Raw genomic sequence first — 20,193 nt, 5'->3', positions numbered from 1 at the left:
TCGTACCGGATCACACTGTGGAGTCTCGATCATGCGCCTCAAAACCGCTGTTGCTACCCTCGCGTTGCTGTCCCTGCCCGTCAGCTCGGCCATGGCCGATCCCTTCTGGCGCAACGTGCTTTCCTCGGGCGCCACGAACCGGCTCCTCCTACCTGACCTTCAAGGATCACAAGCTGATCATCGCCGCACAGGACGATGCCGGTAGCTTCGTGGCCAGCGAAGGCGGTATCCGCGGCCCGTATCTGGAAGCGGCGATCCAGAAAGTCCGTGCGCAGAACCCTGGTCTTGAAGCGTCCGACATGGACCTGGCCAACGCCATCCTGGCCAAGAACGCCGTCGCCGATAACTGACAGCGCGGCCATGAAAAAACCCTCGCACAACGGTGCGAGGGTTTTTTTATGCGTGCAGCTTTCTGTCCAGGGTGGCGCGAGGGGCCCTATGGCCCCTCCATGACCGTCAACGCACCAGGTGCAGGAACTGCATGTGCCGTTCGTACTGATCGAGGATGTCGTTGATGATCTGCTCCTTGCTGTAGCCGACCAGATCGTAATCCTGGCTGCCTTCGGACAGATGCACCTCGGCTCGGTAGTACCGGCGGTTCTTGAGCTCCTGGTTGCCCATCCCGCCACGGGCGAAGGATGGCGTGAAGTAACCGCGCATCTGCACCTGGTAGATGAATGGCCGCTCCTCGCCATGCCCGATTTCGAACGTCACGTTGTCGTGGCTGGTGTCCTCCTGGGTCACCGCATCCAGGCCCTTCTCGGCGAACGAGGCGGTCACTTCGGCCACTGCCGGGCGCACGTGGGTGTCCATGAACCGGTACACCTCGTCACGCGAGGGGAAGCTCACGGCCTGGCTCAGGCGCTGTCGCCAGCCACCGCGTCCGGGCCGCGAGCTGGCAACCGGGGCCAGCGAATACAACTGGGCGATCTTGCGCTGGCCTTCCATGTGGAACGCCTTGTGCAGCCCCCACATCATCGCCAGCAGGATGATCGAGAACGGCAGCGAGGTCAGCACCACCGCCGATTTCAACGAATCGATGCTGCCGGCGAACAGCAGGCCACTGGTGACCAGCGCCGTCATCGCGCCCCAGAATACCCGCAGCCATTTCGGACCGTCTTCGTCCGGGTTGCCACCCCGTGCGGACAGCGTCGAGAGCACGACAGTGCCCGAGTCGGCCGAGGTGACGAAGAACACGAAACTGATGAACACAGTGACCGCGATCACCGTCCGCGCCCACGGATAGGTTTCCAGCAGCAGGTAGAGGGTCATCGACGGGTCGGTGATGGCCGACTGGCCGATCGCGGCCATGCCGTGGTTGATCACCTGGTCGATGGCGCTGTTGCCGAAGATCGACATCCAGGCCAGGGTGAAACCCAGTGGAATCAGCAGCACGCCAAAGACGAACTCGCGAATGGTGCGTCCGCGCGAGATGCGCGCGATGAACAGCCCCACGAACGGCGACCAGGCAATCCACCAGGCCCAATAGAACACCGTCCAGTTGCCCAGCCAGTCGCTGGGTTTGTCATAGGCATAGACGTCGAAACTCTTGCTGGGCAGCGCGCCCAGATAGTCGCCGACGTTTTGCACCAGGGTGCTGAGCAGGTGCTGGGTCGGCCCCGCGAACAGCACGAACAGGAGCAGCGCACAGGCCAGCAGCATGTTGATGTCGGACATCACCCGCACGCCCTTGTCGACGCCGGAGACCGCCACCAGAATGGCTGCGCCCATCATCAGGGTGATCAGGATCACCTGAACCCATTGGGTATGGGCCACACCGAACAGGTAATCCAGGCCCGAATTGAGGTGCAGGACGCCAAAGCCCATGTCGGCACCCAGGCCGAAGATGGTGGCGATGATGCCGAAGCCATCCACGGCGTAGCCGATCGGCCCGTTGATGCGCTTGCCGATCAGCGGGTAGAGCGCCGAGCGCAGCGCCAGCGGCAGGTTGTGACGATAGGCGAAATAGGCCAAGGCCATGCCGACGAAGGCGAACACTCCCCAACCGTGCAGACCCCAGTGCAGGAACAGCAGCTGCATGGCCTGGCGCGCGGCCTCCTGGGTACCCGCCTCGCCCTGCGGCGGTTGCAGCATGTGGGTCAGCGGTTCGGACACGCAGAAGAAGAACAGGGTGATGCTGATGCCGGCAGCGAACAGCATGCCGGCCCAGGACAGGTAGCTGAATTCGGGCTCGTCGTGATCGGCCCCCAGCTTGATCTTGCCGTAGCCAGACAGCGCGGTCACCACCACGAACACCAGGTACAGGGTCATGGCCAGCATGTAGTACCAGCCAACGGTGTTGGCCGCCCAGCTCTGCGCGGCCAGCAGCCATTGGCCGGCCGCCTGCGGGAAGGAAATGACAACGATGCCGAAAATCAGGATGAAGCTGGCGGCGAAGTAGAACACCGGAGGGTTCATGCGCACGTTGCCGCTGGGTGTCGATGAAGATGCACTCATGCGTTGTGCACTCCACACGTTCGGAAATGGAAGAAACTGGGCGTTTTCAGCAAGGGATGGCCTCCTGTTGAACGCGAATCGCGATCCATGGTTTTATTGAACGAGCGTTCAATTAAAACACGAGTGATGGGTAGATGGCCAATTGATGGGCCAAACGGTCCTGTTGAACAGGCCGCTGGCCATGCGCCGTGTACGCTTACTTCTGGCTGCTGTCGTGTTGCACCAGATTGGCCTGGGTCAGGTTGCTGCCAGCGGGTACGGTGCGCGTGAGCCACACGTTGCCGCCGATGGTCGAGCCCTTGCCGATGGTGATGCGACCCAGAATGGTCGCCCCGGCATAGATGACCACATCGTCCTCGACGATCGGGTGGCGTGGATGACCTTTCTGCAATTGTCCGGACTCGTCTGCCGGGAAGCGCTTGGCGCCCAGGGTGACCTGCTGATAGATGCGCACCCGTTCGCCGATGACGGCGGTTTCACCGATCACCACGCCTGTGCCATGGTCGATGAAGAAGCTCGGGCCGATCCGCGCGCCGGGGTGAATGTCGATACCGGTCGCCGAATGGGCCAGCTCCGAGCTGATGCGCGCCAGCAACGGCAGGCCGGCCAGATACAGATGGTGAGCCAGACGATGATGAATCACCGCCAGCACGCCGGGGTAGCAGAGCAGCACCTCATCGACGCTGCGCGCCGCCGGATCGCCGTGGTAGGCCGCCAGGACATCGGTATCGAGCAACCGCCGCAGGCCCGGCAGAGCGGCGGCGAAGTTCTGGATCAACTCCAACGCCTTGGCGTCGACGGCTGGCAAGTCGCAGTCACCGTTGCGCGCTGCGTAACGCAACTCCAGGCGAGCCTGGGTCAGCAGTTCGTTGAGCGCGGCGTCCAGGGTGTGGCCGACGTAGAAATCTTCGCTTTCCTCGCGCAGGTCCACCGGCCCCAGGCGCATCGGGAACAACGCACCGCACAACTGTTCGAGCACCTGGGCCATGGCCTCGCGCGAAGGCAGCTCGCGACCGCCCTGCATGCCGCAGCTGCGCCCGTTCTGCCGACGCCAATCGGACCGCGCCTCATGCAACTGGCCGACGATGGACTGTAACTGCCAATGGCCTTTGCGTGCCTGAGGAATGTCGTTCACGGTTATGTCCTGCCCTGTGCGAAAACAGCGATGGCCGCCGATAGGCGCCCACCATACGGGAAAAATCCTGGCACCAAAAAGAACGCTTTGGATCGATCGTGGAGCATCTGAACATAAGCCGGGGTCATACGTTCCGTGGCTACCGTTGGGACTTGTGGGCCAGCGTGGCGGTGCCTATAGTCCTGTTTTCCGATCGCGCCCCTCCTTCATCACGATCATCCATTACAACAAGGATTCGCCATGAATTTTCCCGCATTGCGCAAACACCTGCTGATCGCCGGCCTGGTTCTGGGCAGCTCGCTGCTGGGCCAGGCGGTCGCCGGCGAACAGTTGCAGAAGATCAAGGACGCCGGTGTCATCAACGTCGGCCTGGAGGGCACCTATCCACCGTTCAGCTTCGTCGATGAAAACGGCAAGCTGACCGGTTTCGAAGTGCAGCTTTCCGAGGCATTGGCCAAGGAGCTGGGCGTCAAGGTCAAACTGCAGGCGACCCCGTGGGCCGGCATCCTTGCGGCGCTGGATTCCAAGCGCCTGGACATCGTGGTCAACCAGGTGACCATCTCCGAGGAGCGCAAGAAGAAGTACGACTTCTCCACGCCCTACACCATTTCCGGTATCCAGGCGGTGGTCGCCAAGAAGAACGCCGACAGCATCAAGCAGGCGTCGGACCTGGGGGGCAAGAAAGTCGGCATGGGCCTGGGCACCAACTACGAGCAGTGGCTCAAGGAAAACGTACCGAGCGCCATCGTGAAGACTTATGACGATGACCCCACCAAGTACCAGGACCTGCGCGTCGGCCGCATCGATGCCATCCTGGTGGATCGCCTGGCGGCCTTCGACCTGATCAACAAGACCAACGAGACCCTGGCCCTGGCCGGCGACGCCTTCTCGCGTCAGGAATCCGGAATCGCCGTACGCAAAGGCGAACCGGAGCTGCTCAAGGCCATCGACGACGCTCTGGAGAAACTGCGCAAGGACGGCACCCTGGCCAAGCTCTCCAAGCAATGGTTCAGCGCTGACGTCACCCAATGATCGAGAGCAGCCTGCAGCTGATGCTCGATTCGGCGCCCTTTCTACTCAAGGGTGCCTACTACACGATATTTCTCAGCCTGGGTGGCATGTTCTTCGGCTTGCTGCTGGGTTTCGGCCTGGCGCTCATGCGCCTGTCCAGAAGCCGGTTGCTGAGCTGGCCGGCGCGGGTCTACGTGTCGTTCTTCCGTGGCACGCCGTTGCTGGTCCAGCTGTTCGTGATCTATTACGGCCTGCCCCAGGTCGGTATCGAGCTGGACCCGCTGTCGGCGGCGCTGATTGGGTTTTCCCTGAACATGGCAGCCTATGCCTGTGAAATCCTGCGCGCAGCGATCGCATCCATCGAGCGCGGCCAGTGGGAAGCGGCCGCCAGCATCGGCATGACCCGCGCGCAGACCCTGCGCCGGGCCATCCTGCCGCAGGCCATGCGCACCGCCCTGCCGCCGCTGGGCAACAGCTTCATCTCGCTGGTCAAGGACACCGCGCTGGCCGCGACCATCCAGGTACCGGAGCTTTTCCGTCAGGCGCAGTTGATCACAGCACGCACGTTCGAGATCTTCACCATGTACCTGGCGGCCGCATTGATCTACTGGCTGTTGGCAAGCATTCTGGCGCACCTGCAGAATCATCTGGAACGGCGGGTCAACCGCCACGACCAAGAGGCGTGAAGCAATGATCGTGGTAAAGGGCCTGACCAAGCAGTTCAATGGTCACACGGTGCTCAAGGGCATCGATCTGGAGATCGCCGCCGGCGAAGTGGTGGCCATCATCGGCCCCAGCGGTTCGGGCAAGACGACCTTCCTGCGCTGCCTGAACCTGCTGGAAACACCCACCAGCGGCCGCATCCGCGTGGGCGACATCGAAATCGACGGTGCCCGCGTGGCACAGCAGCAAGGCTTGATTCGCGAGCTGCGCCAGCAGGTGGGCTTCGTCTTTCAAAACTTCAACCTGTTCCCCCACCGCACTGCACTGGAAAACGTCATCGAAGGGCCGGTGGTGGTCAAGAAAACGGCCATGGCCGAAGCGGTCGAACTGGGCCGCAGCCTGTTGGCAAAGGTGGGTCTGGCCGGCAAGGAGGACGCCTATCCGAGACGGCTGTCGGGGGGCCAGCAGCAGCGCGTGGCGATTGCCAGGGCACTGGCCATGCAGCCGCAGGTGATCCTGTTCGACGAGCCGACCTCGGCGCTCGATCCGGAGCTGGTCGGCGAGGTGCTGGCGACCATTCGAGGCCTGGCGCAGGAACGGCGGACCATGGTCATCGTCACCCACGAGATGCAGTTCGCCCGGGACGTGGCCAACCGCGTGGTGTTCTTCGACCAGGGCGTGATCGTGGAACAGGGTCCGGCCCGTGAGCTGTTCGCCAACCCGCAGCAGGCGCGGACCCGGCAGTTTCTCGATAAATTCCTGCACCCCGAGCGGTAATACCGCTCAGCGTTTGCGGAACACGTAGAACAGGTTCGGTTCGCTGACCATGTACAGGTTGCCATCGTCGTCCATGGCGATGCCTTCGGGCTGCGGCACGCTCTTGCTCAAACCCTGGTGGCCCTTGCGCAGCGACATGGTGCTCAGGGGCCGCCCCTGCACGTCCAGTTCGACCACCAGCAGCGACTCGTCCGAGAGTGCCAGCAGGTGACCACTGCGCTCGTCGTACTGCAGGCTGGAAAGATCACGCACGAACAGCCCGGCATCGCGCCGGCGGTCCTGGGTGACCTGCACGTCCAGCGGCTTGTCACTCACCCCCCGCGGAAAGCCCTGCACCTCGTAGATCAGCATGGGGTCGCGCTCACGCGCCACGAACAGGCGCTTGCCGGCCGAATCGTAGGCCAGCCCTTCGAAACCCTTGTTGCTGCGGCCGCCGAAGTTGAGGCTCAACTGCTCGGCGTGCTGCGCATCGAGGACCTGCGTGGTGTCGTCGATGTTGATCTTGATAAGCCGTTGCTGGCGCTCGTCGGTGATCACATAGACACCGGGGCTGATGTACTCGACCGCTTCCGGGTCACCGAACCCGACCAGCTCGATCCGCCGCAGGATTTTGCCCTGCAGCGACAGTTCGATCAGCTCCGAGCGCTGGTTGGTGACGGTGAACAGGGTCTTGCGCGATGGGTCGAAGGTGAGCGCCGAAATGTCGTCGTCCAGGCCTTCGATCACCTTGGCCTCGATGTCCACCTGATAGCTGTCCAGATCGATGGCGCCCGGCAAGGGCCCGCCGAGCCAGCGTTCTACGTTGAAACTGGCGCGTTCGAGCCAGCGAAAGTGGTGCAGTGCAGCGAAGGCGCAGATCAGCGCGATCAGTGCCGCGATCAGCAGCAGGTGAATGGGTCGGACGAAGAAACGCATTGCGTCGGGCTCTTGAATGAAGTGTGCGCATCAAACCACTAAACGATGAAGCCAAGCTTAAGTTTCGACTGATAAACGTGTAGGAAATATTCCCATATCACGGGACCGAGAAACACGCCCAGAGGCTCACTGCTTGCGCAACACGTAGAACAGGTTCGGCTCGCTCACCAGGTACAGGGTGCCCTCGTCATCGATGGTTACCCCTTCGGCGCGGGGAATGGTGTCCTTGAGGCCGTTCATGCCGCCCAGCAGGGTCATGAAGCTCCACTGCTTGCCTGCTTCGTCGTATTCCATCAGCAAGTGCGAGTCGGCCGACAGCAGCAGGCGGTGGCCGGTACGAGGATCCACTGCCAGCGCCGAGAGGTTGCGCATGTCCAGGTCGGGCGCATCGAGGCGCTGCTTCTCGCCGGTGGGCTGGCCATCGCTGCCCAGCTTCAGCGAGAACAGCGCGGGCGGGCGCTCTTCGCCCAGCAGCAGGCGCTGGTTGTGCGGATCCCAGGCCACCGCTTCGAAAGCCTTGTTCTGGTCCGTCGAAGGGCCGAGGTCGAAGGATGCGAAATCGGCGATGTTCAGCTCGCGGGTATCGGCGTCGACCTTGACCACGGTCAACTGGTGCTGGCGCTCGTCGATGATCGCCAGGCGCCCGTCGGGCAGCGCCGTGACCGCCTCCGGATTTTTCCAGCCGTTGAGTGGCATCTTGCGCAACACGTCGCCCTGCAGGCTCAGTTCGGTCAGGTAGGGATTCTTGCCCATGACCGCGAACAGCGTGCGGGTGCCGGAGTGATAGGTGATATCCGAAGCCTCGTCGCCTTCCATGCCCGGCAGGTGCTTGCCGTCGATCACGGCCTTGTAGTCGGGCAACCAGATGCTGGCCTTGCGCTGCGCGCTGTTCTGCGTCCACTCCTGCACCCACAGCTCGGCCCGGTCGTCCCAGTGCAGGATCACGGCGACGATGTAGCCGATCAGCAGCACCAGCAGGGTCCACAGGTACCAACGTTTGTACAGGGGGCGGGATGAATGCAGCGCGGCGCGGACCATGGAGTACCCTTGCTGGAGATGGATTCATGCGGGCACATCTGGACGATGCACCCACTGGGGTGGGGGCATTATCCAGATCGAATGTCAAAAAAAAGTGAGGCGCGGCGCGACTACTGAACGCGGCTTTCGAAGCGGCTGACACCCGGCAGTTCCAGCACGATATCCGCGCCGACTTCGAGCGGACCGACCCCGGCCGGGGTGCCGGTGAGAATGACGTCGCCGGCCTGCAGCGAGAAGCATCCGGCCATGTATTGGATCATTGGTACGATGGGGTTGAGCATCAGGCTGCTGTTGCCGTCCTGGCGCACTTCGCCGTCGATGGTCAGGCGTATCGGGATGTTGGTGAGGTCAGGGAAGCTTGCCGCCGACACGAAGGGTGCGATCACCGCGGCGCCGTCGAACGACTTGGCGATCTCCCACGGCAGGCCTTTCTCGCGCAGGCGTGACTGGACGTCGCGCAAGGTCAGGTCCAGCGCCGGGGCGAAGCCGGAGATGGCATCGATGACTTCTTCGACACTGGGCCGGGTGCTCAGGGACTTGCCCAGCAGCACCGCGATCTCGGCCTCGTAGTGCACCGCGCCGCGGTCGGTGGGAATGCTGAAGGTTTCCTGCAATGGCACCACGCAGCTGCTGGGCTTGATGAACAGCAGCGGTTCGGTCGGGATCGGGTTGTCCAGTTCCTTGGCGTGTTCGGCGTAGTTGCGGCCGATGCACACCACCTTGCCCAGCGGAAAGTGGATACGGGTGCCATCGATGTACTGGTGCTGGTAGCTCATTGCTCGAACCTCTGCTCAGATGAACGCATCAAATGGAAAAGATCTTGCCCGGGTTCATGACCCCGTTGGGGTCGAACACGGCCTTCATGGCCTTCATGTACTGGATTTCGACCGGCGAACGGCTGTATTGCAGGTAGTCGCGCTTGACCATGCCCACGCCATGCTCGGCGGAGATGGAGCCGTTGTACTTGCGTACGGTTTCGAAGACTTCGGTATTGACCAGCGCGCACTCGGCGAAGAACGCGTCCTTGTCCATGTGCTCGGGCTTGAGGATGTTCAGGTGCAGGTTGCCGTCGCCGATGTGGCCGTACCACAGTACGTCGAAGGCCGGGTAGCGTTCGCTGACGATGGCGTCGATTTCGCGCAGGAAGGCCGGCACCTTGGAAATGGTCACCGAGATGTCGTTCTTGTACGGCACCCAATGGGAAATGGTTTCGGAAATGTACTCGCGCAGCTTCCACAGGTTGCGCAACTGCTGCTCGCTCTGGCTCATCACCCCATCCAGCACCCAGCCCTGCTCCACGCAGTGCTCGAAGGTGGCCAGCGCGGTGTCGGCGATGTCGTCGGTGGTGGCTTCGAATTCCAGCAGGGCATAGAACGGGCAGGCCGTTTCGAACGGCGCCGGCACGTCGCCGCGGCCCAGCACCTTGGCCAAAGCCTTGTCGGAGAAGAACTCGAACGCCGTGAGGTCGAGCTTGCCCTGGAACGCGTGCAGCACCGGCATGATCGCGTCGAAGTCGGCGGTGCCGAGCACCATCGCGGTGAGGTTCTTCGGCGCGCGGTCCAGGCGCATGGTGGCCTCGACGATGAAGCCCAGGGTGCCCTCTGCACCGATGAACAGCTGACGCAGGTCGTAGCCGGTGGCGTTCTTGACCAGGTCCTTGTTCAGTTCCAGCAGATCGCCCTGGCCGGTGACGACCTTGAGGCCCGCCACCCAGTTGCGCGTCATGCCGTAGCGGATGACCTTGATGCCGCCAGCGTTGGTACCGATGTTGCCGCCGATCTGGCTGGACCCCGACGAGGCGAAGTCCACCGGGTAGTACAGGCCGTTTTCTTCGGCCAGATTCTGCAACTGCTTGGTGATGACACCCGGCTGGCACACCACGGTGCGGTCGGTGGCGTTGAATTCGAGCACCTTGTTCATGTAGTCGAACGACACCACCACTTCGCCGTTGGCCGCCACCGCTGCCGCCGACAGACCGGTGCGGCCGCCGGAGGGCACCAGCGCGACCTGGCGCTGGTTGGCCCAGCGAACGATGGCCTGGACCTGTTCGATGGTCTTGGGAAAGGCGATGGCGCTGGGGGCCGGGGCGTACTGTTTGGTCCAGTCCTTGCCGTAGGTGTCGAGGGAGGTGGCATCGGTGAGGACCTTGCCGGGCTCGAGCAGGGTCTTGAGTTCATCGATCAGGGCGTGGCTGTTCATGGACGCGACTCTGGAAGTGAAGGTTTCACGAATCGAGCGGTTCGCGGCCCGTCAAACCTCGAACCATTCATAGTCACCCTGAGAACGGCTCATGACCCAGGATGGGCGTACGACAGGGAGGCTATGCTAGCATACGCACCCCGCCAATCGAGCTCTGGCCCGGTGCGCGCCGCTTCACTTCCTGCCATTTTTTTCGGGACACAGGTTTACGCAGATGAGCAAGACTTCCCTCGACAAGAGCAAGATCAAGTTCCTTCTTCTCGAAGGCGTCCACCAATCCGCCGTGGACGTCCTCAAGGCTGCCGGCTACACCAGCATCGAGTACCACACCAAGTCGCTGCCCGAAGCCGAACTCAAGGAAAAGATCGCCGACGCGCACTTCATCGGCATTCGCTCACGCACCCAGCTGACCGAAGAGCTGTTCGACTGCGCGAAGAAACTGGTGGCCGTGGGCTGCTTCTGCATCGGCACCAATCAGGTCGACCTGGCTGCTGCCCGCGAGCGCGGCATCGCCGTGTTCAACGCGCCGTACTCCAACACCCGCTCCGTGGCCGAGCTGGTACTGGCCGAGGCCATTTTGCTGCTGCGCGGCATCCCCGAGAAGAACGCTTCCTGCCACCGTGGCGGCTGGATCAAGAGCGCGGCGAATTCCTTCGAGATCCGTGGCAAGAAGCTGGGCATCATCGGCTATGGCTCGATCGGTACCCAACTCTCGGTCCTGGCCGAAGGCCTGGGCATGCAGGTGTACTTCTACGACACCGTGACCAAGCTGCCGCTGGGCAACGCCACTCAGGTCGGCAGCCTGACCGACCTGCTGGGCATGAGCGACATCGTCACCCTGCACGTGCCTGAAACCGCCGCCACCCAGTGGATGATCGGCGAGAAGGAAATCCGCGCCATCAAGAAGGGCGGCATCCTGATCAACGCCGCGCGCGGCACCGTGGTCGAGCTCGACGCACTGGCCGAGGCGATCAAGGACAAGCACCTGATCGGCGCCGCCATCGACGTGTTCCCTGTCGAGCCACGCTCCAACGACGACGTCTTCGAAAGCCCGCTGCGTGGCCTGGACAACGTCATCCTGACCCCGCACATCGGCGGCTCCACGGCCGAAGCGCAGGCCAACATCGGTCTGGAAGTGGCCGAGAAGCTGGTCAAGTACAGCGACAACGGCACTTCGGTGTCGTCGGTCAACTTCCCCGAAGTGGCCCTGCCGGCACACCCGGGCAAGCACCGCCTGCTGCACATCCACGAAAACGTGCCGGGCGTGATGATGGAGATCAACAAGGTCTTCGCCGAGAACGCCATCAACATCTCCGGCCAGTTCCTGCAGACCAACGAAAAGGTCGGCTACGTGGTGATCGACGTCGACGCCGAATACTCGGATCTTGCGCAGGAAAAACTGCAACAGGTCACCGGGACCATTCGTTGCCGCGTACTGTTCTGATAGCGACCGGATTGCGGTGTGCCTGGCACACCGCGTCGTCTGGTTCGCGGCTGCTAGCCGCTCCTGCAATCAACCCAGATCTCCTGTAGGAGCGGCTGGTAGCCGCGAACCAGGCGAGGCGGTGTATCAGAACGGCTCATTGCCTCGCCGCCGAAACCAGCCGGTCAGCGACAGCCGATTGCGCTGCGCCGGCATCACTTCGTGCGGCACCTCTCCGGAAAGAAACACCACCAGCGTGCCACCGATCGGCTGCACGTCGTACGCCGTGTCGCCTTGCAGGTACATGCGCAATTGCCCCCCGTCCGCTTCGCTCCAATCCGCATCGTTCAGGTACAGCACCGCTGAAACCATGCGCCGGTCATCGTCGCGAAACCGGTCCAGATGACGTAGGTAAACGCTGCCCGGCGGGTACAGGGCGAAGTGGCATTCGAAGTCTTCCAGCCCCAGGAACAGACCCCGGTTCAGGGCTTCACGCAGGCTGTCCATGACCGCCAGGTAGGTGTCGCACGGCAGCGCTTCGCCCGGCTCGATCCACTGGATGCGATCACCACGAATGCCTTCGCGAATCTCCTGGGACGGGCCACGCCCGACCGCCGCTGGCGCCAACTCGCCCTGGGCATGACGGGTACGACATTCAGCCGCCAGCGCCAGGGTCAAAGCCTGGGGCACGAAGAGTTCCTGCTGCGACCAACCCTGCTCGGCCAGGTCGTCGACGATGCGCAGCAGCAGCGGATGGTCAGAAGGTATTTGCATGCCCGGCATAGTATCCATACGCCCGCAAAACCGACAGAGGCTTGCACAGTGTCGATGCATCCAGGCGCGATGCCTGTGTCACATCTCGACAAAGCCTGGCAATGCCACGGACAATGGCCCCTTGCCGACAGGAGTCCCTATGCGCCGCGTCCTTGTGTTCTTGATGATGTTCAGTACGACGCCTGCCTGGGCCGACGACCACGACTTGCTGTACAAGGCTGCCGGCTGGCCTGAACAAAGGGCGCATTTCAGCGATGCCCTCAAGGCGGCCCAGCAGCGTTACCAGAGCAGCCTGCCACCGGCCGTGTTTCAGGCACTGGTGAGCAACAGCGACCAACGCTTTGCGGCCCAGGCCATGGACCAGCGTGCTGAAGCGCGGCTGCGCCAGGGGTTGGCCGATCCCAAGCCTGCCCTCGCCTTCTTCGAGTCGCCATTGGGCCGCAAGATCGTCGCCGCCGAACTGCTCGCCACCCGCAGTGACCAACTGGCCAAGAACGCCCAAGGTTTGCCGAAACTGCAGGTCGAATCCACCCGCGCGCTGTTGATCGGCCACCTGGCCCAGGCCCTGCCCGCCCGCCAGGCCGGTGCAGAGGTCAGCCTGGCGATCGCCGGGGTAGCCGCCGACAGCCTCAGTTCGATGATTCCAGGCCTGCTGGGAGGCGGTCAGGCCGCGGGTTTGCTCGATGGCCAGCGCGAGCGACTGCAACAGCAGATCGGCATCGATTTGAACAACACGCTGCTGTACGTGTACCGCGATCTGTCCGATCCGGAGCTGGAAGAGTTCGTCGACTTCGCCGAGTCTGCCGCCGGGCAGGCTTATTATCAGGCCGCCCTGGAGGCGGTACGGGCAGGATTGGCGGTCGGCCAGGCACAGGGCCGGCCTGGGGCTTAGCGTGGCCATGCGGGCCTATTCGCGGGCAAAGGGCTCGCCGCCCGCCCCGCTCCCACCGGATCCACTAATGCCTGTGTGGGAGCGGGGCTCTGCCCGCGAATGGATCGACGGGGTTACAGATTCTTGTCAAAAAACTTGAAACACTGCGTGCGAATCGGCAGCACCTCATTGACCAGATGATGCTTGCCCCCCTCCACCTGCAACACATGCACCTCATCGAACTTGCCGCGCAGTACCTTGAGGTTATGCCGCCAGTCCACGGTGTCATCGTCATCCCCCTGCACGATCACCACCGTCCGCGGACTGCGCGGCGCGGCTTCGATGTGTCGCACCCATTGCACCAACGCACCCACCCATGCCGTTGGCAGGCGCCGGGGTTGCAACGGATCGGCCTGCAGAAACGGCAGAAAATCCACGTCGTTGCTATTGGCGCTGAAACGCCGCGCAATGCCGTTGACGAAAGGCTTGAGCAGACGATAGCTGAGCTTGGACAGGCCCCACGCCACCGGCCGCACCAGCGGCGCCATCAACAGCACCTGCCCTTGTGCCGGTGACCGTGCCCCGTGGTACAGCAGATGGTCGATGATGATTGCGCCACCGGTGCTCTGGCCCAGCAGGTGCCATGGCTGGGGCAACTGCAGCAGGCTCGCTTCGGCGAACAGGCCATCGAGGGTCGCCTGGTAATCGGCGAAGTTGTGGATGCTGGCCCGCTCTCCGCTGGACAGGCCATGACCTGGCAGATCGCAGGAAATGACCGCGAAGCCGCGTCCCAAGGCCCATTGCACAGCGTGCCGGTACAGCCCCATGTGGTCGTAGAAACCGTGCATGACGAAGAGCGTGGCAATGGGTCGTTGCGGCAGCCAGACTTGGGCCACCAAATCGAAGCCGGCAGCGCTGAAACGACCCAGCCAGCTTTGTACCGGCAGGTCTAGCTGATAGAAGCGCTGGTAGGCCTGAGCCTCATCGGACAGCGGCTGTCGGGTGGCCAAGGGTGGCAGGGAATTGCGTAGGGTGTCGGGATGGAATGCAGAGGGCATGGATGATTGTTCCAAGGCAATACGAGTGCTGATCAGGCCGGCCTCTTCGCGGGCAGAGACCCGCTCCCACAATAAACCCGCACTGTACCGTACCTGTGGGAGCGGGCTCTGCCCGCGAAGAAGCCCCCTCCCACAATACACCCGCGCTGTACCGTACCTGTGGGAGCGGGCTCTGCCCGCGAAGAGACCCGCTCCCACAATAAACCCGCACTGTACCGTACTTGTGGGAGCGGGCTCTGCCCGCGAAGAAGCCCCCTCCCACAATAAACCCGCGCTGTACCGTACCTGTGGGAGCGGGCTCTGCCCGCGAAGAGGCCCCCTCCCACAATAAACCCGCACTGTACCTGTGGGAACGGGGCGGGCGGCGAGCCCTCTGCCCGCGAAGAGGCCCTCAAGGGCGGTGAAGATCCAGCGCCCTACCCCATCAAACCGACGCCACCGGCCGCTGTGCCTTGGGCTGCTGCCAGGAGTTCGCCGCACTTTCCTCGATGGCTTGCTGGATCGCCTTGCGGCGCCGCTCTTCAGCCTGACGACCGAAGTACCAGACCAGGAATGTCACCAACGACACCGCCAGCAGAATCAGGCTGGCCACCGCGTTGATCTCGGGCTTCACGCCCAGGCGCACCGCCGAGAACACTTCCATCGGCAGCGTCGTGGAGCCCGGTCCGGATACGAAGCTGGCCAGTACCAGGTCATCCAGCGACAGTGCGAACGACATCATCCCACCGGCCGCCAGCGATGGCGCGATCATCGGGATGGTGATCAGAAAGAACACCTTCCACGGCCGTGCGCCCAGGTCCATGGCGGCCTCTTCGATCGACAGGTCCAGTTCACGCAGCCGCGAGGACACCACCACCGCCACGTACGAAGCACAGAAAGTGGTATGGGCGATCCAGATCGTGGCGATGCCGCGCTCCTGCGGCCAGCCGATGACTTGCGCCATGGCCACGAACAGCAGCAGCAACGACAGACCGGTGATCACCTCGGGCATCACCAGCGGCGCGGTCACCAGGCCGCCGAACATCGTGCGGCCCCTGAAGCGACTGATACGGGTCAGCACGAACGCCGCCATGGTGCCCAGCGCCACAGCTGTCACCGCCGTGTAGCAGGCGATTTCCAGCGAGCGCATGACGGCACCCATCAGTTGGGCGTTGTCCAGCAGGCCGACGTACCACTGCACCGACCAACCGCCCCACACCGTCACCAGACGCGAGGCGTTGAAGGAATAGATGACCAGGATCAACATCGGGGCATAGATGAAGATCAGCCCCAGTATCAGGATCAGTTTGGAGAACCCGAAACGCTTCATGCCTTGCCCTCCAGCTCTTTGGCCTGGCTGCGGTTGAACAGCACGATGGGCACGATCAGAATCGCCAGCATCAGCACCGCCAGCGCCGAGGCGACGGGCCAGTCGCGGTTGTTGAAGAACTCCTGCCACAACACACGGCCGATCATCAGGGTTTCCGGGCCACCGAGCAGCTCGGGAATCACGAACTCGCCGACTACTGGAATGAATACCAGCATGCAACCGGCAATGATGCCGTTCTTGGACAGCGGCACGGTTATCTTCCAGAAGCTGTTGAACGTGCTGGAGCCCAAGTCGGAGGCCGCTTCCAGCAGGCTGTTGTCATGCTTCACCAGGTTGGCGAACAACGGCAGGATCATGAACGGCAAGTACGCATAGACCACACCGATGTACACCGCCAGGTTGGTGTTGAGGATCTGCAAGGGCTGATCGATCACCCCCAGCCACAGCAGAAAGGCGTTGAGCAGACCGTTGTTGCTCAGGATGCCCATCCAGGCATACACGCGAATCAGGATGGCGGTCCAGGTCGGCATCATGATCAGCAGCAACAGCACCGTCTGCAGGTCCTTGCGCGCCTTGCTGATGGCATAGGCCATGGGGTAGCCGACCAACAGGCAGATCAGCGTGCTGAAGAAAGCCATCTTCAACGAGCCCAGATAGGCCGAGATGTACAGGTCGTCCTCGGTGAGCAGCGCATAGTTGGCGAAATTCAAGACCAGCTGGAATTTCTGTTCGGCGTAGCTCCAGATTTCGGTGTACGGCGGGATCGCCACGTCGGCTTCGGCGAAGCTGATCTTGAGCACGATGAAGAACGGCAGCATGAAGAACAGGAACAGCCACAGGAACGGTACGCCAATGACCATCTGGCGACCGTCGGGGATGATCCGCTTGAGCTTGCGTTTGATCTTGCGCAGCTTCATGAGCGCAGTACCACGCCGCTGTCGTCTTCCCACCAGACGAACACTTCGTCGTCCCAGGTCGGGCGGGCGCCGCGGCGCTCGGCGTTGGCCACGAACGACTGCACCAGCTTGCCGCACGGCAACTGCACGTGGAACACCGAATGACCGCCCAGGTAGGCGATGTCATGGACCTTGCCGCGCGACCAGTTGTGCTCGGTGGCCGGTTGCTCGGTGGTCACCAGCATCTTTTCCGGACGAATCGCGTAGGTCACGTTCTTGTCTTCGGCGGCGGTACTCACACCATGGCCGACATAGATGCTGCGTTCCAGCTCCGGGCTGCTGATCAACGCGTAGCCTTCCATGTCCTCGACCACCTGGCCTTCGAACAGGTTGACGTTGCCGATGAACTCGCACACCAGGCGGCTGGTGGGGGTTTCGTAGATATCGATCGGGCTGCCGATCTGGGCGATCCAGCCCAGGTGCATGATGGCGATGCGCTGGGCCATGGTCATGGCCTCTTCCTGGTCGTGGGTCACCATCACACAGGTCACACCGACCCGTTCGATGATCTCCACCAGTTCCAGTTGCATCTGCGAACGCAGCTTCTTGTCCAGCGCACCCATCGGCTCGTCGAGCAGCAACAGCTTGGGCTTCTTCGCCAGCGAGCGGGCCAGCGCAACGCGCTGACGCTGGCCGCCGGACAGTTGATGGGGCTTGCGCTTGCCGTACTGGGTCATCTGCACCAGCTTGAGCATTTCCGCCACGCGTGCGTCGATCTCGGCGGCCGGCAGCTTGTCCTGCTTGAGGCCGAAGGCGATGTTCTGCGCCACCGTCATGTGCGGGAACAACGCATAGGACTGGAACATCATGTTGATCGGCCGCTCGTAGGGCGGCATGTCGGTGATGTCCACGCCATCGAGGAAGATACGCCCCTCGGTCGGCCGTTCGAAGCCTGCCAGCATGCGCAGCAAGGTGGACTTGCCGGAGCCGGAACCGCCCAGCAAGGCAAAGATCTCACCCTGATTGATTTCCAGGGACACGTCGTCCACGGCCACCGTTTCGTCGAATTTCTTCGTGACCTTTTCGATCCGGACCAGCACCTTCTTCGGTTGCTGGCTGCCTTCTAGGGCTTTTTTGTAGGCGCTGGAGGCAACAGCCATTCACGAAACTCCCAAACTTGAGTGAGGGCGGCTCTGGATCGGGCCGCCCTGGGTATTTATTTGCCCGACTTGACCTTGGTCCAGCTGCGGGTCATCAAGCGCTGCACCTTGGGCGGCAGCTCGACGTTGACGTAAAGCTTGTCCTGAATGGCCTGTGGCGGATAGACCGACTCGTCGTTGCGCACATCCTGATCCATGAACTCGCCGGACTTGAGGTTGGGGTTGGCATAGCCGACATAGTCGCTGACCTTGGCAATCACCTCCGGTTTCAACAGGTAGTCGATGAACGCCAGGCCCTGCTTGGCATCCGGCGCATCGGCGGGGATGGCCAGCATGTCGAACCACAGGTTGCCGCCTTCCTTGGGAATCGAATAGGCCAGGTTGATGCCCTTGCCCGCTTCCTCGGCACGCGACTTGGCCTGGAACACGTCGCCGGAATAGCCCACGGCCACGCAGATGTTGCCGTTGGCCAGGTCGCTGATGTACTTGGAGGAATGGAAGTAGGTCACGTAGGGACGGACCTTGAGCAGCTTCTCCTCGGCTTTCTTGTACAGCTTCTCGTCGGTGGTGTTGGGGTCCAGGCCCATGTAGTTGAGCACGGCTGGAAACATCTCGTCGGGCGAGTCGAGGAAAGCGACGCCGCACTTGGACAGCTTCTTGATGTTTTCAGGCTCGAACACCATGGCCCAGGAATCGATCTTGTCGACACCCAGCACTTCCTTGATCTTGTCCACGTTGTAACCGATGCCGTTGGTACCCCACAGGTAGGGCACGGCGTACTGGTTGCCCGGATCGTTCTTTTCCAGGCGCTTGAGTAGCACCGGATCCAGGTTGGCGTAATTTGTCAGTTGGGTCTTGTCCAGCTTCTGGAAAGCCCCGGCCTTGATCTGTTTGCCCAGGAAATGGTTGGACGGCACTACCACGTCGTAGCCGGTGTGGCCCGCCAGCAACTTGCCTTCCAGGGTTTCGTTGGAGTCGAACACGTCGTAGATCGGCTTGATACCGGTCGCGGCTTCGAAATCCGCCAGGGTGCTTTCGCCGATGTAATCGGACCAGTTGTAGATGTGCACGGTGCCTGCCGCTTGGGCATTGAGCGCCAGGGTCAGACCCGCACCGATCAGCATGGCCTTGCGAAACAAAGAGTGTGACAAGTGGAGGTCCTCTCAAGCGTTTGTTCTATAAGACAAACCGGCGCGCAACTTACAGCCCATGCGCGCACGCCGCAATTGCTGATTCACCTGGGCCGAGATCGAATTACGCCCTTCGCGGCCACGGACCGCTCCTACAGACTGTTCATATCCCCCGTAGGAGCGGTCATCGGCCGCGAATGACGAAGCGCAATACGCGCCCGGCTTATTTGCCCGACTTAATCTTCGTCCAGCTGCGCGTCATGATGCGCTGCGTTGCCGCAGGCAGATCGGCGATGGCGTACAGCTTGGCCTGCACGTCGGCGTGGCGGGTAGATACCTGGATCTTCGCTGATGGCTTTATCCACCAATGCCGTTGCAGCCTGGTTACCGTTGGGAAACTGCACGCTGTTGGTGATCTCGGCCATGACTTCCGGCTTCATCAGGAAGGTCATGAACTTGTAGGCGCCCTCGACGTTCTCGGCATCCTTGGGAATGGCGACCATGTCGAAGAAGCTGCCAGCACCTTCCTTGGGAATGTTGTAGCTGACCTTGACCTTGCCGCCGGCCTCTTCGGCGCGCGACTTGGCCTGGTAGATGTCACCCGAGTAACCCACGGCCACGCAGATGTTGCCGTTGGCCAGGTCGGAGATGTACTTGGAGGAGTGGAAGTAACCGATCGAAGGACGCACCTTGAGGAACAGCGCTTCGGCTTCGGCGAGCTGCTTCTTGTCCTGCGAGTCGGTCGGATAGCCCAGGTAATGCAGGGCGATCGGCAACATCTCGGTCGGCGAATCGAGGAAGCTGATGCCGCACGACTTCAGCTTGGCCGCGTTTTCAGGCTTGAACAGCAGGTCCCAGCTGTTGGTCGGCGCGTCGGCGCCCAGGGCAGCCTTGACCTTGTCGGGATTGAAGCCAATGCCGATCGAGCCCCACATGTACGGGAAGGCATGCTTGTTGTCCGGATCGCTCACCGACACTGCCTTGAGCAGCGATTGGTTGAGGTTCTTCCAGTTCGGCAGCTTGGAGCGGTCCAGTTCCTGGTATACGCCGGCCTTGATCTGCTTGGCCAGGAAGTTGTTGGAAGGCACGACGATATCGTAGCCGGACTTGCCGGCCAGCAACTTGGCTTCCAGGGTTTCGTTGCTGTCGAATACGTCGTAGACGACCTTGATCCCCGACTCCTCCTCGAACTGCTTGATCGTGTTCGGCGCAATGTAGTCCGACCAGTTGTACACGTGCAGAACCTTGTCGTCCGCCTGCGCAGCACTGGCCATCGCCCCCATCAGGGCCGCGGCGAGGAGGGTCTTGCCAAATATCTTCATGCGTTGTGCTCCAATTTTATCGAAATCCGATGTCGAGATTACTGGGGAAGCTGCC

At 62.2% G+C, this 20,193-nt stretch carries 17 protein-coding genes and 2 pseudogenes; 6 read left to right on the top strand and 13 right to left on the bottom strand.

Features of this window, described 5'->3' with window-relative positions; genetic code table 11:
* Positions 1–31: 31 nt before the first annotated feature.
* Positions 32–350 (top strand): annotated as a pseudogene (locus ABMD26_RS12690) (DUF2388 domain-containing protein).
* A gap of 106 nt (positions 351–456) precedes the next feature.
* On the opposite strand, the gene betT reads toward ABMD26_RS12690, so the two are convergent.
* A complete protein-coding gene (gene betT, locus ABMD26_RS12685; protein WP_177331308.1) occupies positions 457–2,418 on the bottom strand; it encodes a choline transporter BetT in 1,962 nt (653 codons plus the stop codon).
* A gap of 235 nt (positions 2,419–2,653) precedes the next feature.
* The gene (gene epsC, locus ABMD26_RS12680; protein ID WP_122742937.1) at positions 2,654–3,592 is read right to left on the bottom strand and encodes a serine O-acetyltransferase EpsC; all 939 of its coding nucleotides are present in this window, start codon (positions 3,590–3,592) and stop codon (positions 2,654–2,656) included.
* A gap of 240 nt (positions 3,593–3,832) precedes the next feature.
* Between epsC and tcyJ the strand changes: the two genes are divergently transcribed.
* From tcyJ to tcyN, 3 genes are read left to right on the top strand one after another with little or no spacing between them, the layout of a single operon-like run.
* The gene (tcyJ, locus tag ABMD26_RS12675) at positions 3,833–4,624 is read left to right on the top strand and encodes a cystine ABC transporter substrate-binding protein (RefSeq protein WP_134722003.1); all 792 of its coding nucleotides are present in this window, start codon (positions 3,833–3,835) and stop codon (positions 4,622–4,624) included.
* Positions 4,621–5,289 carry a cystine ABC transporter permease gene (gene tcyL / locus ABMD26_RS12670; protein WP_122742938.1) on the top strand — a complete coding sequence of 223 codons (669 nt, stop codon included), beginning with the start codon at positions 4,621–4,623 and terminating at the stop codon, positions 5,287–5,289. The genes tcyJ and tcyL overlap by 4 nt, the downstream gene beginning before the upstream one ends.
* Positions 5,290–5,293: 4 nt before the next feature.
* Positions 5,294–6,043, top strand: coding sequence for an L-cystine ABC transporter ATP-binding protein TcyN (gene tcyN / locus ABMD26_RS12665; protein ID WP_056844707.1), 750 nt, complete (start codon positions 5,294–5,296; stop codon positions 6,041–6,043).
* A gap of 6 nt (positions 6,044–6,049) precedes the next feature.
* Here tcyN and ABMD26_RS12660 read toward each other — a convergent pair whose 3' ends face one another.
* The 4 genes from ABMD26_RS12660 to ABMD26_RS12645 form a co-directional block, all read right to left on the bottom strand.
* Positions 6,050–6,958: an SdiA-regulated domain-containing protein gene (locus ABMD26_RS12660; RefSeq protein WP_192066570.1), complete on the bottom strand. Its 909-nt coding sequence runs from the start codon at positions 6,956–6,958 to the stop codon at positions 6,050–6,052.
* Between the two features lie 126 nt (positions 6,959–7,084).
* The gene (locus tag ABMD26_RS12655) at positions 7,085–7,996 is read right to left on the bottom strand and encodes an SdiA-regulated domain-containing protein (protein ID WP_354309867.1); all 912 of its coding nucleotides are present in this window, start codon (positions 7,994–7,996) and stop codon (positions 7,085–7,087) included.
* 110 nt (positions 7,997–8,106) lie between these two features.
* Positions 8,107–8,772, bottom strand: a complete 666-nt coding sequence (locus ABMD26_RS12650; protein ID WP_049860258.1) for a fumarylacetoacetate hydrolase family protein — start codon at positions 8,770–8,772, stop codon at positions 8,107–8,109.
* Between the two features lie 28 nt (positions 8,773–8,800).
* Positions 8,801–10,195: a D-2-hydroxyglutarate dehydrogenase gene (locus ABMD26_RS12645; RefSeq protein WP_134722008.1), complete on the bottom strand. Its 1,395-nt coding sequence runs from the start codon at positions 10,193–10,195 to the stop codon at positions 8,801–8,803.
* A gap of 214 nt (positions 10,196–10,409) precedes the next feature.
* On the opposite strand from ABMD26_RS12645, the gene serA reads away from it, so the two are divergent.
* Positions 10,410–11,639 carry a phosphoglycerate dehydrogenase gene (gene serA / locus ABMD26_RS12640; RefSeq protein ID WP_049860260.1) on the top strand — a complete coding sequence of 410 codons (1,230 nt, stop codon included), beginning with the start codon at positions 10,410–10,412 and terminating at the stop codon, positions 11,637–11,639.
* 126 nt (positions 11,640–11,765) lie between these two features.
* Here the strand turns inward: serA and ABMD26_RS12635 are convergent, their stop codons facing one another.
* Positions 11,766–12,401 (bottom strand): 2OG-Fe(II) oxygenase, encoded by a 636-nt coding sequence (locus ABMD26_RS12635; protein WP_049860261.1) that lies wholly within the window; start codon positions 12,399–12,401, stop codon positions 11,766–11,768.
* Positions 12,402–12,531: 130 nt separating this feature from the next.
* Here ABMD26_RS12635 and ABMD26_RS12630 point away from each other — a divergent pair, with 130 nt between their 5' ends.
* Positions 12,532–13,284, top strand: coding sequence for a DUF2059 domain-containing protein (locus tag ABMD26_RS12630; RefSeq protein ID WP_134722009.1), 753 nt, complete (start codon positions 12,532–12,534; stop codon positions 13,282–13,284).
* A 113-nt stretch (positions 13,285–13,397) separates the two neighbouring features.
* Here ABMD26_RS12630 and bipL read toward each other — a convergent pair whose 3' ends face one another.
* The 6 genes and pseudogenes from bipL to ABMD26_RS12600 all read right to left on the bottom strand — a co-directional run bounded on the left by bipL (position 13,398) and on the right by ABMD26_RS12600 (position 20,138).
* Positions 13,398–14,321, bottom strand: a complete 924-nt coding sequence (bipL, locus tag ABMD26_RS12625) for a phospholipase BipL (protein WP_354309864.1) — start codon at positions 14,319–14,321, stop codon at positions 13,398–13,400.
* Positions 14,322–14,745: 424 nt separating this feature from the next.
* Positions 14,746–15,630 (bottom strand): ABC transporter permease subunit, encoded by an 885-nt coding sequence (locus tag ABMD26_RS12620; RefSeq protein ID WP_049860264.1) that lies wholly within the window; start codon positions 15,628–15,630, stop codon positions 14,746–14,748.
* Positions 15,627–16,508 carry an ABC transporter permease subunit gene (locus ABMD26_RS12615; protein WP_162240092.1) on the bottom strand — a complete coding sequence of 294 codons (882 nt, stop codon included), beginning with the start codon at positions 16,506–16,508 and terminating at the stop codon, positions 15,627–15,629. Before ABMD26_RS12615 ends, ABMD26_RS12620 begins: the two co-directional genes overlap by 4 nt.
* Positions 16,509–16,543: 35 nt before the next feature.
* Complete coding sequence (potA, locus tag ABMD26_RS12610; RefSeq protein WP_049860266.1) at positions 16,544–17,686, bottom strand: polyamine ABC transporter ATP-binding protein; 1,143 nt, start codon at positions 17,684–17,686, stop codon at positions 16,544–16,546.
* 56 nt (positions 17,687–17,742) lie between these two features.
* Positions 17,743–18,837, bottom strand: coding sequence for a polyamine ABC transporter substrate-binding protein (locus ABMD26_RS12605; RefSeq protein ID WP_354309862.1), 1,095 nt, complete (start codon positions 18,835–18,837; stop codon positions 17,743–17,745).
* Between the two features lie 202 nt (positions 18,838–19,039).
* A pseudogene (locus ABMD26_RS12600) lies at positions 19,040–20,138 on the bottom strand (polyamine ABC transporter substrate-binding protein).
* Positions 20,139–20,193 lie beyond the last annotated feature (55 nt).

Source organism: Pseudomonas sp. PvP001, assembly GCF_040546375.1.
In the GTDB taxonomy this organism is placed as follows: domain Bacteria; phylum Pseudomonadota; class Gammaproteobacteria; order Pseudomonadales; family Pseudomonadaceae; genus Aquipseudomonas; species Aquipseudomonas coleopterorum.
The sequence above is the reverse complement of the archived record's forward strand: the minus strand, read 5'-3'. Positions and strand labels throughout refer to the sequence as shown.

Bases quoted from the DNA above. Each gene is read 5' to 3' on its own strand.
- betT (WP_177331308.1), bottom strand. From the start codon at position 2,418: ATGAACCCTCCGGTGTTCTACTTCGCCGCCAGCTTCATCCTGATTTTC.
- tcyJ (WP_134722003.1), top strand. From the start codon at position 3,833: ATGAATTTTCCCGCATTGCGCAAACACCTGCTGATCGCCGGCCTGGTT.
- tcyL (WP_122742938.1), top strand. From the start codon at position 4,621: ATGATCGAGAGCAGCCTGCAGCTGATGCTCGATTCGGCGCCCTTTCTA.
- tcyN (WP_056844707.1), top strand. From the start codon at position 5,294: ATGATCGTGGTAAAGGGCCTGACCAAGCAGTTCAATGGTCACACGGTG.
- ABMD26_RS12660 (WP_192066570.1), bottom strand. From the start codon at position 6,958: ATGCGTTTCTTCGTCCGACCCATTCACCTGCTGCTGATCGCGGCACTG.
- ABMD26_RS12655 (WP_354309867.1), bottom strand. From the start codon at position 7,996: ATGGTCCGCGCCGCGCTGCATTCATCCCGCCCCCTGTACAAACGTTGG.
- ABMD26_RS12650 (WP_049860258.1), bottom strand. From the start codon at position 8,772: ATGAGCTACCAGCACCAGTACATCGATGGCACCCGTATCCACTTTCCG.
- ABMD26_RS12645 (WP_134722008.1), bottom strand. From the start codon at position 10,195: ATGAACAGCCACGCCCTGATCGATGAACTCAAGACCCTGCTCGAGCCC.
- serA (WP_049860260.1), top strand. From the start codon at position 10,410: ATGAGCAAGACTTCCCTCGACAAGAGCAAGATCAAGTTCCTTCTTCTC.
- ABMD26_RS12635 (WP_049860261.1), bottom strand. From the start codon at position 12,401: ATGCCGGGCATGCAAATACCTTCTGACCATCCGCTGCTGCTGCGCATC.
- ABMD26_RS12630 (WP_134722009.1), top strand. From the start codon at position 12,532: ATGCGCCGCGTCCTTGTGTTCTTGATGATGTTCAGTACGACGCCTGCC.
- bipL (WP_354309864.1), bottom strand. From the start codon at position 14,321: ATGCCCTCTGCATTCCATCCCGACACCCTACGCAATTCCCTGCCACCC.
- ABMD26_RS12620 (WP_049860264.1), bottom strand. From the start codon at position 15,630: ATGAAGCGTTTCGGGTTCTCCAAACTGATCCTGATACTGGGGCTGATC.
- potA (WP_049860266.1), bottom strand. From the start codon at position 17,686: ATGGCTGTTGCCTCCAGCGCCTACAAAAAAGCCCTAGAAGGCAGCCAG.